This is a genomic window from Pseudomonas gingeri, assembly GCF_013385635.1.
Taxonomy (GTDB): Bacteria; Pseudomonadota; Gammaproteobacteria; order Pseudomonadales; family Pseudomonadaceae; genus Aquipseudomonas; species Aquipseudomonas gingeri_A.
Genome location: NZ_JACAPR010000010.1, coordinates 157,395 through 170,186 on the forward strand (window position 1 = coordinate 157,395; position 12,792 = coordinate 170,186).

The following is a 12,792-nucleotide window of genomic DNA, read 5'->3' on the forward strand; positions in this document are numbered from 1 at the left end:
TCAGACGCGGGCTGCGCTCTCACTTCAAGCATTCAGGAATTTTCCGATCCATGGGCAAATCGCTGGTCATTGTGGAATCCCCGGCTAAGGCCAAGACCATCAACAAGTACTTGGGTACCCAGTACGTGGTGAAGTCGAGTATCGGCCATATCCGAGACCTGCCCACCAGCGGTTCGGCTAGCGCCGCCAAGGAACCTGCCGCCAAGCGTGGCAAGGCCGCCGCCGGCGAAGCGCCCGTGCTCTCGGCGAAAGAGAAGGCGCGCAAGCAGTTGGTCTCGCGCATGGGCGTCGATCCGGATCACGGCTGGAAAGCCCGCTACGAGATCCTTCCCGGCAAGGAGAAGGTGATCGAGGAGCTGCGCCGGCTCGCCAAGGATGCTGACACCATCTATCTCGCAACCGACTTGGACCGCGAAGGGGAAGCCATTGCCTGGCACCTGCGGGAAGCCATCGGTGGTGACGACAGCCGCTACAAGCGCGTGGTGTTCAACGAAATTACCAAGAAGGCGATCCAGGAAGCCTTCTCCAAGCCGGGCGAACTGGACCTGGACCGGGTCAATGCCCAGCAGGCACGACGCTTCCTCGATCGCGTGGTGGGCTACATGGTCTCGCCGCTGCTGTGGGCCAAGATCGCCCGCGGCCTGTCCGCCGGGCGTGTGCAGTCGGTGGCGGTGAAGCTGGTGGTCGAGCGCGAGCGTGAGATTCGCGCGTTCAACCCGGAAGAATACTGGGAAATCCACGCCGACCTGGGCACCACCAAGGGCGCCAAGGTGCGTTTCGAAGTGGCTCGGGAAAAAGGCGAGGCCTTCAAGCCTCTGAACGAAGCCCAGGCCATGGCGGCACTGGACAAGCTCAAGGCGTCGGCCTACAGCATCGTCAAGCGCGAAGACAAGCCGACCAGCAGCAAGCCGTCGGCCCCGTTCATCACCTCCACCCTGCAGCAGGCAGCGAGCAATCGCCTGGGCTTCGGGGTGAAGAAGACCATGATGATGGCTCAGCGTCTGTATGAAGCCGGCTACATCACCTACATGCGTACCGACTCGACCAACCTCTCGGTCGATGCCGTGGCGATGGCGCGGACCTACATCGAGAGCGAGTTCGGCAAGAAGTACCTGCCGGACTCGCCGAACATCTACAGCAGCAAGGAGGGCGCCCAGGAGGCTCACGAAGCGATTCGTCCTTCCGACGCCAATACCGAGCCGAGCAAGCTGTCGGGCATGGAGCGTGATGCCGAGCGCCTTTACGAGCTGATCTGGCGCCAGTTCCTGGCCTGCCAGATGCTGCCGGCGCAATACCTGTCGACCACCGTGACCGTGGGCGCCGGTGACTTCGAGCTGCGCGCCAAGGGCCGCATCCTGAAGTTCGACGGCTATACCCGCGTCATGCCGCAGATCGCCAAGCCGGGCGATGACGACGTGTTGCCGGACATGGCCCAGGGCGATGCGCTGAAGCTGATCCAGCTCGATCCGAGCCAGCACTTCACCAAGCCGCCGGCGCGTTACTCCGAAGCCAGCCTGGTCAAGGAAATGGAAAAACGTGGCATCGGTCGTCCTTCGACCTATGCGGCGATCATTTCCACCATCCAGGACCGTGGCTACGTGGCGCTGCACAACCGCCGCTTCTATTCCGAGAAGATGGGCGACATCGTCACCGAGCGTCTGGCGGAAAGCTTCTCGAACCTGATGGACTACGGCTTCACCGCCGGCATGGAAGAGAACCTCGACGACGTGGCCCAGGGCGAGCGCGACTGGAAAAACGTGCTCGACGAGTTCTATGGCGACTTCAAGAAGAAGCTCGAAGTGGCCGAAGGCGCGGAAAACGGCATGCGTGCCAACCAGCCGGTCATGACCGATATCCCGTGCCTGACCTGCGGCCGGCCGATGCAGATCCGTACCGCCTCCACCGGCGTGTTCCTCGGTTGCTCGGGTTACAGCCTGCCGCCGAAAGAGCGCTGCAAGGCTACCGTCAACCTGGTTCCGGGCGATGAGATCGCCGCGGACGACGAGGGCGAGTCGGAATCCCTGGTGCTGCGTGGCAAGCATCGCTGTCCGATCTGCAGCACGGCGATGGATGCCTACCTGCTGGACGAGAAGCGCAAGCTGCATATCTGTGGCAACAACCCGGATTGCGCGGGCTACGAGATCGAGGAAGGCAACTACCGGATCAAGGGCTACGAAGGCCCGAGCCTGGAATGCGACAAGTGCGGCAGTGAAATGCAGCTCAAGACCGGCCGTTTCGGCAAATTCTTCGGTTGTACCAACCCGACCTGCAAGAACACCCGCAAACTGCTCAAGAGCGGTGATGCGGCGCCGCCGAAGATGGATCCGGTGAAGATGCCGGAACTCAAGTGCGAAAAGGTCAACGACACCTACATCCTGCGTGACGGTGCGTCCGGCCTGTTCCTGGCGGCCAGCCAGTTCCCGAAAAACCGCGAGACCCGTGCACCGCTGGTGAGCGAAATCGTTCCGCACAAGGACGAGATCGATCCTAAGTACCACTTCCTCTGTGAAGCGCCGAAGAAGGACCCGGACGGTCGTCCAGCGGTCATTCGCTACAGCCGCAAGACCAAGGAGCAGTACGTGCAGAGCGAAGTGGACGGCAAGCCGACCGGCTGGAAGGCGTTCTACGACGGCGGCAAGTGGAAGGTCGAGGACAAGCGCCAGGGCGCCTGATCCCACTGTTGGATAAAGCCCTGAGCCTTGTCGCGTTCGTCCGCAAGCTCGGGGCTGGATGTTTTTCCCGGTATGATGCATATCCCCGTAGGAGCCGGGCTTGCCCGCGAAGGTGTCCTTGAAGACATCAAAAGCTTCGCGGGCAAGCCCGGCTCCTACAGGTTTCGCCTGTGGCTTTTTGTCCTGGAGTGCGCCGTCATGGCCAACGAACTCTATACCCGCACCAACCAGAAGATCTTTTACGCGGGCCTTGCGCTCGAAGCCCTGGGCAAGGCCGAGGAAAGCCGGGCGATGAACGCGTTGGCGCTGATCCAGGCCGAGCGTGAAGCAGTGGTGTTCCATCTGTACGGCGCCTTGCTCGGGCTGTGCCATGAGATTGCCGGTTTCTACCGCCTGCCCCAGGCCAATGCACCGCGTGCCGAGCTGTTGCTGACCCGGGAAGTACTGGAATCCATCGCCATTCCGGAAATGGCCGAACTGGTGGAACTGGCCCACAGTCCGCAAACCTGGCTGGCCCGTCTGATTGTTGCGCACACGGCCTTGTACTTGCCGCCCCAGGCGCCCAGGAAGGCCAAGGGAGACGTGTTGCAACCGTTGATCGTGGCGGTCAGCCTGGACGAGGAAGAAGTGCCGGAGCTGGGGCGTGAGGAGCTGGAAGGCTGGCGGCAGAACCTCAAGGGGCTGGCGATCCGTTTTCGTGATGGTTTGAACGAGTGCTGATTGATCAAGTCGTGTCCCCGACGATGGCGTTATTCCTTCAGGGGCTAGACGGTTGTAAGAAGGAAATGTAGGACTGTTCTGGTTTTTTAAAACCCTATTCATCTAGACAGCCTCGGAAAGCAGAATCATCCGTCAACCTTTTGAATAAGGAACAACGGATGTCCACTCACAACGACCGAATACTTCGCACAGACACTATCTGCACCGTCCAGGAAGTGATCTGTGGCCCGCAGATCAAACACTGGATCGAGTTCCAATTGCTCGATGAGCAGGGTGAGCCTTTGGCGAACCTGCCTTGGCGGGCGGTCAATGACGCCACCCGCGCAGCCTGCGCGCCTGAATGCTCGGGTGAGAGCGATGCCGAGGGTGTGATTCGTATCGAGGGCCTGCATCCGATCCCCATTACCCTGCAACTGGCGGCCAACCCCCTGGCCGAGCAACTGCAAACCCGTCGATTGCGCGCCGAGCGGGCCGAACCACCACTGCCAGGCTTCGGTGATCGTACCCCGCTGTATGGTCCGCAGCGCGCGGGTTTCTCGCCCATCGAACAGCAGGCACGCGCGGCAGGCTATGGTTATCACTACCTGCGTATCGGTCAGCTATGCGACCAGTTGCCGACCCTCGACCCGCCCCTGGTGGATCCCGATCATCCCCCGGCCTTTCACTTTCCGGACACGACCTACAGCGGTTTCACCGTCAGCGACGAGGGACTGGATCGCCGTCATGTGCTGGAAATCTGCCCGTTACGCGCCTGGTCGCTGGTCTTGCATCACCAGGCCGAGTACAGCCTGGCCAATGCCCACAACCTGAGTTTGATGAGCATCCTGGCATACAGCAGGTTGCCCGAGGAGCAACGAGGCTCCGTCGAGGAGTTCTTCGAGCAACAATGCCTGGATCTGTCGCGCACGCCGCTGCTATGGGAAAACGGTCGATCGGCGCCTTGTCTGGTCACCGATGTTCCTTTCAGTGGTCGTTACACTACGGTCGAGTCATTGGATACCACTCAGGCCGAGCCGCCGGAAGGGGATACCCAGTTGTTCTATGCCATCAGTGCCTCTCAGGTGCTGGTCGCTTGGCGTGGTACCGAGATGGCATTTCCTTTCACCGATCTGGCGACGGATGTGACCTTCCGCCCGGTCAAGCCGGAGGTCGCGGCCAACTGTGAACCCAAGGTGCCTTGTCCCGACCTGACCCCGCAGGGCCGCGTGCATCTGGGCTTTCGCGAGGCGTTCGAGCTGGCGAGAAGAATCTATACCGCAGATCTGGGGGAGACGATTCCTAAAGAGGCTTTTGACAAGCCACTATTTATTTGCGGCCACAGCCTGGGAGGCGCCCTCGGCCTGATCCATGCGGCAGCGCTGAAGGACAAGAATCCGCTGCTCTACACCTACGGCATGCCCCGTACCTTCACCCTCAAGGCGATACAGAGCCTGAGTGAGATCAAGCATTTCCGCCATGTGAATGACACCGACACCATCCCCAGCGTGCCGCCCGAGGCCGAACTGGATAACTACCTGTACAACCTCTATGGCCCGCTGGGCACGACCCTGGGTTTTACCTGGTCGCTGCTTCAGTTGGCCACCAGCCCGTTATTCAAGCACGACGACCCTTATGGCCATCACGGCGAAATCGCCATGTTTTTCAAGACCGACCAGCACCGGCAATCTCAAGGCTCGCACTACCCGGCGTATCGCAACAAGGACGGGCTCGGCGCGCCCTATCACACCACGATCTCCTACCGTCTTCCTGAAGTGGCCAAGCTCTATCTGGTGCCCAGTCTGAGCGAGGAGGACAACCAGAAGGTCAAGCAAGCCCAGGGCGACTTTACCCAGTCCTTGACGAGCGAGAGTCGGCGCACATTCTTCCCGCCTTATGGCAACCCCAAGGCAGGTGGGCTGATGGGGATCGGCAATCACTTCATGGGCAAGTACCAGCCCTATATCTACGGCCAGTTGCTGGAGTCGATCAATGCCGAGCGCGATCCATTGCTGGGTCGGCAGACACAGCGACAAGCCTTCGAACAGCAGATGAAGGAGCACGCCGCGAACACTCCCGAAGATCAATTGGCCCGCAATCGCCTGTTCCTTGATCTGCAGTACCAGTTGGGCAAGGCCTTGCAGATGACCGAAGACGCCGAAGGCGGTGTTGAGGCCCTGCAGCGTTTCAACGCCGTGGCCGATCCCCAGGCTTTTTACGAGAAAACCTACGGTTGAGTCGCGACGACGCGGACAAGGAAAAGACCATGCCCAAGAGAATGAGCGCTGTTCTGCTCGGTTTGTTCGTCAGCCTGAGCGGCTGCGCAAAGGACTACAGCCTCGCGCCGCCTCCTGATAGCGAACAGATCACGGTGACCGTGAAAGTGCCCAAGGAGTTGGAAGCGGAAACCATGAACGTGATGTACCGCTCGTCGATCTGTAAACGCATCACTCGTGGGGCCAGTGGCCAGCGCATCGAGTTGGACGGTTACCGCAATGTTGATATGCAGCCGCAGCGTCAGGGTCAGAGCGATCTTTACGAGGCCAAGTTGCCCATTGATGGCGGTGGCAAGTGCCAGTGGCGTTTGAGTAATGTGATCTTTGGCGTTGTTTACTCCAATCCCACTTACTTTGGCGAGAACGTGACCTACGGCGCGGGAGGTGGTGTTGTGGTGATGTTTGACCGCAACAACTCTCCACGCGGTGGGTCTGGCATAAAAGTCGATGGTGATTTGACGATCAAGAAGGATTATTACCCATGGATCAGTGAGGATTTTTTGGGGCCATACAGAAAAACAGTCAGTTTGGCGGGTGAGGGTAGCATTTACGTGAAGTATCGGGCTTTGCAAGCACGACAGGTGTATTTCGAGCCTGTCCTGCATTCCGATTTCGTTCTTTATTCAGCGGGGCCCAAGGTAAAGAAAAAGGGCAATTACACAACCTTCACTTATCCAGACGGCAGTGTTTTCGCCGATGGTCGCTGGCATCCTAACTTCCTCAGATTGCAGGCCATCCGCCTCGCTGCGCAGGGCAAACAATGAAGTCTGCTCTTCCCGTGGCGTTGCTCGGCCTGTCCGTCAGCCTGAGTGGTCGTGTCAGGGCCGCTTGTCGCCTGACATTTTCATATGGCCAGGATGATTGGACTGTAAGCCCCGTCTGTCAGTTGTTCATCAAGCCGTAAAGAAAGCTGTTGAGATCTTGAGCGAGTTGCCACGGATGACTGATATAATCTTGGCCTTTCGTGGAGAACAGACTTTTATGCCTACGTCCTTTCTAGAAATCGTCGAGCTGCCGGACGGCCGTATCGAGCTGCGCCGGGCCGAGGACGAAGGTTCTCTGGTCACCCTGAACTTCTCTGAAGATGCCAAGGCTTTCCTGCAGGGCCAGCACGTCGAGGTGGCCAAGGCCATGTTGAGCGTGGGCGTGCAGATGGCGGGGCGACTGGTGGAAGGCGAAATCGAGAAAGAAGACGGTCCGCGCGTTCTTCACTGAAGCTGCCAACCGCTTTCTGTTCTGGATTGTCGATTCTGATCGGCTTCTCTGTCCTGGAGAAGCCCTGCGCGATACGCGCGAAGAGTGCCTGTCTGGCGCTTGTGTCTAGCCCAAACGAATATTCAGGCTTTGTGCGTCACCCTTGCGGGCTGCGCTGATCAATTGCTGGCGAGCGCTGCTGCTCAGCGGATTGAGCCAGCTGACCACGGTATGGCTACGCCCCAGGCGCAAGGCTTCGCACGTCAGTTGCTGGGCATTCTGGGCGCTGCTGGGTTGCAGCAGCAGGATGCGCTCGCGATTCAGTCCCGCTTCCCGTAACCAGGCCTGGGTCAGGCTCGATGGCGGGGCGATCAGGGTCAGCCAGCGGGCATCCTGGTCCTGGCTCAGTTCGCGCAGGATGGGGGCCAGCAGGCTCAGGCAATTCCCGCCACGTAACGACAGTTCGCTGAAGACCTCGGGCTCGGTGCTCCAGGGTGTTTCAACCACTTCCTTGAGAAGCGGGACCAGCGGCTGCGCCATGAACGCTTCGAACAAGGGCAGTTGTGCGTGTTGTGGAGTTTGCGGAAATTGCATGACGCCTCCTTCAGCGGCGAATGACGCCGACACTCAAACCTTCGATGACGAAGTCCTGATCTTTCAGGTTGACTTCGATAGGGGCGAACTCGGGGTTTTCGGCCAGTAGCCAGACCTTGCTGCCTTCACGCTTGAAGCGCTTGACGGTCACTTCCTCGCCGATCCGGGCCACCACGATCTGGCCGTTGCGGGCTTCGCGGCAGGTGTGCACGGCCAGCAGGTCACCGTCGAAAATGCCGACATCCTTCATGCTCATGCCGTGAACGCGCAACAGATAGTCGGCCCGGGGATGGAAGAAGGTCGGGTTGATGTTGCAGGATTCCTCGACGTGCTGCTGGGCGAGAATCGGTGCACCAGCGGCGACCCGGCCGATGATCGGCAGGGTGGACTCGTCGGCCTTGGCCTCGAAACCGGGAATGCGGATGCCGCGCGAGGCGCCAGGGGTCATCTCGATCGCACCCTTGCGGGCCAGGGCCTTGAGGTGTTCCTCGGCAGCGTTCGGCGACTTGAAACCCAGTTCCAGGGCAATCTCCGCGCGGGTCGGCGGATAGCCGTTGTCATCCAGGCAGCGTTTGATAAAAGCCAGAATCTCAGCTTGGCGTGGCGTCAGTTTTAGCATCTCGATCGCTCTGTCTTTTTATACAGTGACTGGGATTATATACAGTGGAAGGCGCTTGGCAATCCTCCTTTTCAAAGCGTCCGCCGGACGGTTGCCGGGAAGGGTGTCGACAGTCGGATCGGGTGCTGCGCTACAGGCCCCGGTTTCTATGATTTAATACCTGACTGGCCGGCCGCAAATGGACCGTCAGGCTTGACATTCCATGGTCTGAAACGTATGTTTCAAACAAGTGTTTGTCAGGCGGAATAATCATGGCCCAGTCGGAAACCGTTGAACGCATTCTCGATGCTGCCGAGCAATTGTTCGCGGAAAAAGGTTTTGCCGAGACCTCATTACGGTTGATCACCAGCAAGGCGGGGGTCAATCTCGCGGCGGTGAACTACCATTTCGGCTCGAAGAAAGCCCTGATCCAGGCCGTGTTCTCGCGCTTCCTCGGGCCGTTCTGCATCAGCCTCGACCGCGAGCTGGAGCGGCGCCAGGCCAAGCCCGAGGTCAAGCCGACCCTGGAAGAGCTGCTGGAAATCCTCGTCGAGCAGGCCCTGGTGGTGCAGCCCCGCAGCGGCAACGACCTGTCGATCTTCATGCGCCTGCTGGGGCTGGCCTTCAGCCAGAGCCAGGGCCACCTGCGGCGTTACCTGGAGGACATGTACGGCAAGGTGTTCCGTCGCTACATGTTGCTGGTCAATGAAGCGGCCCCACGTATTCCTCCGATCGAACTATTCTGGCGCGTGCACTTCATGTTGGGTGCGGCAGCGTTCAGCATGTCCGGGATCAAGGCGCTGCGGGCGATTGCCGAGACCGATTTCGGTGTCAATACCTCGATCGAGACGGTGATGCGCCTGATGGTGCCGTTCCTCGCGGCCGGCATGCGCGCCGACAGTGGTGTGACCGATGAAACCATGGCGGCCGCACAGTTGCGCCCGCGCAGCAAGTCGACCGCGCCGGCCACCGCCAAGGCCTGACGGACTTTTTCACAAGGATTTTCTATGAGTACTGCCCTGCAAGGCTCCCTGATGGTCGATATCGCCGGTACCTGGCTGACGGCTGAAGATCGCCAGTTGCTGCGTCAACCGGAAGTGGGCGGGCTGATTATCTTCGCGCGCAATATCGAGCATCCGCGCCAGGTTCGTGAACTGAGTGCATCGATCCGCGCCGTTCGCCCCGACCTGTTGCTGGCGGTCGACCAGGAAGGTGGTCGGGTGCAGCGCCTGCGCCAGGGCTTCGTGCGCCTGCCGGCGATGCGTGCCATTGCCGACAACCCGAATGCCGAGCACCTGGCCGAGCAGTGCGGCTGGCTGATGGCGACGGAAGTTCTGGCGGTGGGGCTCGACCTGAGTTTTGCGCCGGTACTCGACCTGGACTATCAGCGCAGCGCCGTGGTCGGCAGTCGCTCCTTCGACGGCGACCCCGAGCGCGCGGCCTTGCTCGCCGGTGCCTTTATCCGTGGGATGAAGGACGCCGGCATGGCGGCCACCGGCAAGCATTTCCCGGGGCACGGTTGGGCCGAGGCGGACTCCCATGTGGCGATCCCCGTCGACGAGCGCAGCCTGGAGGAGATCCGTGCCCACGACCTGGTGCCTTTCGCACGCCTGAGCCGGCAGTTGGCGGCGGTGATGCCGGCCCATGTGATTTATCCACAGGTCGACGCGCAGCCCGCCGGTTTTTCCCGGCGCTGGTTGCAGGAGATCCTGCGTGGCGAATTGCAGTTCGACGGGGTGATCTTCAGCGATGACCTGTCCATGGCCGGTGCTCATGTGGTGGGCGATGCCGCCAGTCGTATCGAGGCGGCGTTGTCGGCCGGTTGTGACATGGGCCTGGTATGCAACGACCGCGCGGCTGCGGAACTGGCCCTTGGTGCGGCGCAGCGTCTGCGGGTTACGCCGTCGCCACGTATCGCACGGATGCGTGGCCAGGGCTTTGCCCGCACCGATTACCGCCAGCAGCCCCGCTGGCTGAGCGCCATTTGTGCCCTCAGAGATGCCCAACTGATCGATTGATCTTTGTAGGAGCCGGCTTGCCGGCGATGCGCCTGCAAGGGTGATGCCGCGCTCGCGCGCTTCAGCGGCCGGCTTTCTTGTCCGGCAGCGGCGCGAACAGGGCCTCGATGTCCTCGTTTTGCAACTGCCAGTCGCCGGCCTGGCGCCCGTCGAGCACGCCTGCCGCCAGATCGGATTTTTCCCGTTGCAGATGCTGGATCTTTTCCTCCACCGTGCCACGGGCAATCATCTTGTAGACGAACACCGGCTTTTCCTGGCCGATCCGGTACGCCCGGTCGGTGGCCTGGTTTTCCGCCGCCGGGTTCCACCACGGGTCATAGTGGATCACGGTATCGGCTTCTGTCAGGTTCAGGCCGACGCCACCGGCCTTGAGGCTGATCAGGAAGATCTGCAGTTTGCCGCTCTGGAAGTCCTTGACCGGCGTCCTGCGGTCGCGGGTCTGTCCGGTCAGCAGGGCATAGGCGACATTGCGCTTGTGCAGTTCCGCCTCGATCAACGCCAGCATCGAGGTGAACTGTGAAAACAACAGGATCCGCCGGCCCTCGGCAAACAACTCATCGAGCATTTCCATCAGGCTGTCGAGCTTGCCGGAGGCGCTGCCGCGCGCCGGCAGGGTCGCGCCGTTGACCAGGCGCAGGTCGCAGCAGACCTGGCGCAGCTTGAGCAGGGCTTCGAGAATGATGATCTGGCTGCGGGCCACGCCCTTGCGGGTGATTTCGTCGCGGACTTTCTTGTCCATCGCCAGGCGCATGGTCTCGTAGACGTCGCGCTGGGCCTCGTTGAGTTCGACCCAGTGGATGATCTCGGTCTTGGGCGGCAGCTCGGTGGCCACCTGTTCCTTGGTCCGCCGCAGCAGGAAGGGTTTGATCCGGCCGTTGAGGTGTTGCAGGCGCACTTCGCTGGCGCGCTTTTCGATGGGCACGCGGTAGTCGCGGTTGAAGCCCTTGATGTCTCCCAGCCAGCCCGGCAGGAGGAAGTGGAACAGCGACCAGAGTTCGCCGAGGTGGTTTTCCAGCGGCGTACCGCTCAGGCACAGGCGCTGGCGTGCGTTCAGTTCGCGGGCGGCGTGGGCGGCCTTGCTGCCGGGGTTCTTGATGTACTGCGCCTCATCGAGCACCAGCACGTGCAGCGGTTGCAGCTTGAGTTTCTCGATGTCCTTGGGCAGCAGGGCATAGGTGGTGAGGATCAGGTCGTAATCCTGCAACTGCTCGAAATGCTTTTTGCGCGCCGCGCCATACAGCGCCAGGACCTTGAGTTGCGGGGTGAAATGCGCGGCCTCGTCGACCCAGTTGGGAATCAGGCTGGTGGGCATCACCACCATGCACGGCCGATCGAGGCGGCCGGCGTTCTTTTCGCTGAGGATATGCGCCAGGGTCTGCAAGGTCTTGCCCAGGCCCATGTCGTCGGCGAGGATTCCCCCGACTTCCAGTTGCCGCAACGATTGCATCCAGCTCAGGCCTTCGTGCTGGTAGGGGCGCAAGGTGGCGTTGAGCCCCTCGGGAATGCTCGCGCTGAACTCGCGGATATCCCGCAGGCGTTCGGCGAAGCTGCGGATCTGCTCGCCGCCCTCCCACAGCAGCGGCAAGCCGTCGAGGGGGTTGAGGCGCGTGGCATCGGCGCTGCTCAGGCGCAGAGTGGTGGTGCCGGGTTCTTCCAGGTAGAACTCGCCAAGGGTGACCAGCACCGGCTTGAGGCGACCGTAGGGCAGTGCTACCTGGAGCGGCCCGTGGCTGCCGTTGGGCGAGGCGGGGATATTCACCAGGATCAGTTCGTCGTCCCGGCGCCGGGCCAGGCGCTCGGGGTTGAGCAACTCGGTGTGGGAGCGCATCAGGTTGAGCAGGATCGGCAGCAGGCTCAGGCGCTCGCCATTGACGATGATCCCCAGTTCAAGGTCGAACCAGTCGCGTTCCGGTGCCTCGTCGACAGTGGCGTACCAGTCGTCGACGGTGCTCAGGTCAAAACCGAAATCCTCGTCGATCTGCAACTCCCAGCCCAGGTTGCGCAGGCCGGGTAGCTCGTTGAGGGTGAAGTTCAGCCAGGCGCTGTCGTTGACCATCTCGTACAGCTCGCCGGCACTTTCCGGCAGGGCCTTGCTTTGGCGCGTGGCGATCTTGAAGCCGAGCAGGCGCAGTTGCTCGCGACAGGTTTTTTCCGCCTCGGGCTGGCGCTTGATGCGCAGGCTCTGGTGTTCCTGGCGCTGGATGATATCGGCGTTTTTCTGGCCGCTGGCGTACTCGCCCAGGTAGTTGAAGGACAGCGCCGCGCGGTGCTGGATATAGCGTTGCATGCGCCCGTTGCGCGGTTCGAAGGCGCTGAACTCGACGCTGGCCAGCCACAGTCGCGGCACGGGCAGAACGTCATCGACGACCTGTTGCGGTGGGGCTGGAGGGCGGGCATCAAGCACTGCCTGCAGTTTTTCCAGCAGCTCGGCGTCTTTTTCCGCGGCCGGGTAGGCCAGGGTTTCCTGGACTTTCAACAGGACCGCGGCGGTATGTTTGCAGTGGGTGCGAACCGGGCACGTGCAGTTGGCATCGACGATCAGCAAGGTGCCCTTGGCCGACTCGCGAAGGTGAATGGTCTGGCGGTAGACATTGCCACCGGAACCTTCGCAACTGGCGGTGATGGTGCTGTCACCGGCCTGTACGATCCGCACGCGGTTTTCCATGGCGTAGCGCCGGCCGCGTTCCAGGCTCTGTTCCTTGAAGCGGCTGACCCATGACGGCGCGAGTGGCTTGGTCATGGAG

At 61.2% G+C, this 12,792-nt stretch carries 10 protein-coding genes; 7 read left to right on the forward strand and 3 right to left on the reverse strand.

What is annotated here, in order from left to right; translation table 11 throughout:
* Nucleotides 1-50: 50 nt before the first annotated feature.
* The 5 genes from topA to HX851_RS11075 all read left to right on the forward strand — a co-directional run bounded on the left by topA (nucleotide 51) and on the right by HX851_RS11075 (nucleotide 6,859).
* Nucleotides 51-2,672 (forward strand): type I DNA topoisomerase, encoded by a 2,622-nt coding sequence (gene topA / locus HX851_RS11055; protein WP_177065359.1) that lies wholly within the window; start codon nucleotides 51-53, stop codon nucleotides 2,670-2,672.
* A gap of 198 nt (nucleotides 2,673-2,870) precedes the next feature.
* Entirely contained in the window at nucleotides 2,871-3,392 is a 522-nt protein-coding gene (locus tag HX851_RS11060; RefSeq protein WP_177056523.1) for a DUF6586 family protein, read from the forward strand.
* A gap of 158 nt (nucleotides 3,393-3,550) precedes the next feature.
* Nucleotides 3,551-5,605 (forward strand): lipase family protein, encoded by a 2,055-nt coding sequence (locus tag HX851_RS11065; RefSeq protein ID WP_177056522.1) that lies wholly within the window; start codon nucleotides 3,551-3,553, stop codon nucleotides 5,603-5,605.
* Between the two features lie 29 nt (nucleotides 5,606-5,634).
* Nucleotides 5,635-6,408, forward strand: coding sequence for a hypothetical protein (locus HX851_RS11070; protein ID WP_177056521.1), 774 nt, complete (start codon nucleotides 5,635-5,637; stop codon nucleotides 6,406-6,408).
* A gap of 217 nt (nucleotides 6,409-6,625) precedes the next feature.
* On the forward strand, nucleotides 6,626-6,859 hold the full coding sequence (locus tag HX851_RS11075) for a hypothetical protein (protein WP_010449609.1): 234 nt from the start codon (nucleotides 6,626-6,628) through the stop codon (nucleotides 6,857-6,859).
* A 105-nt stretch (nucleotides 6,860-6,964) separates the two neighbouring features.
* On the opposite strand, the gene sulA is transcribed toward HX851_RS11075, so the two are convergent.
* Nucleotides 6,965-7,432 carry an SOS-induced cell division inhibitor SulA gene (gene sulA, locus HX851_RS11080; RefSeq protein ID WP_017129591.1) on the reverse strand — a complete coding sequence of 156 codons (468 nt, stop codon included), beginning with the start codon at nucleotides 7,430-7,432 and terminating at the stop codon, nucleotides 6,965-6,967.
* 10 nt (nucleotides 7,433-7,442) lie between these two features.
* On the reverse strand, nucleotides 7,443-8,051 hold the full coding sequence (lexA, locus tag HX851_RS11085; RefSeq protein ID WP_042937141.1) for a transcriptional repressor LexA: 609 nt from the start codon (nucleotides 8,049-8,051) through the stop codon (nucleotides 7,443-7,445).
* 251 nt (nucleotides 8,052-8,302) lie between these two features.
* Between lexA and HX851_RS11090 the strand changes: the two genes are divergently transcribed.
* Entirely contained in the window at nucleotides 8,303-9,013 is a 711-nt protein-coding gene (locus HX851_RS11090) for a TetR/AcrR family transcriptional regulator (RefSeq protein WP_177056520.1), read from the forward strand.
* Between the two features lie 36 nt (nucleotides 9,014-9,049).
* The gene (gene nagZ, locus HX851_RS11095; RefSeq protein ID WP_177065756.1) at nucleotides 9,050-10,048 is read left to right on the forward strand and encodes a beta-N-acetylhexosaminidase; all 999 of its coding nucleotides are present in this window, start codon (nucleotides 9,050-9,052) and stop codon (nucleotides 10,046-10,048) included.
* Between the two features lie 61 nt (nucleotides 10,049-10,109).
* Here the strand turns inward: nagZ and HX851_RS11100 are convergent, their stop codons facing one another.
* Nucleotides 10,110-12,788: an SNF2-related protein gene (locus HX851_RS11100; RefSeq protein ID WP_370590506.1), complete on the reverse strand. Its 2,679-nt coding sequence runs from the start codon at nucleotides 12,786-12,788 to the stop codon at nucleotides 10,110-10,112.
* Nucleotides 12,789-12,792: the final 4 nt, after the last annotated feature.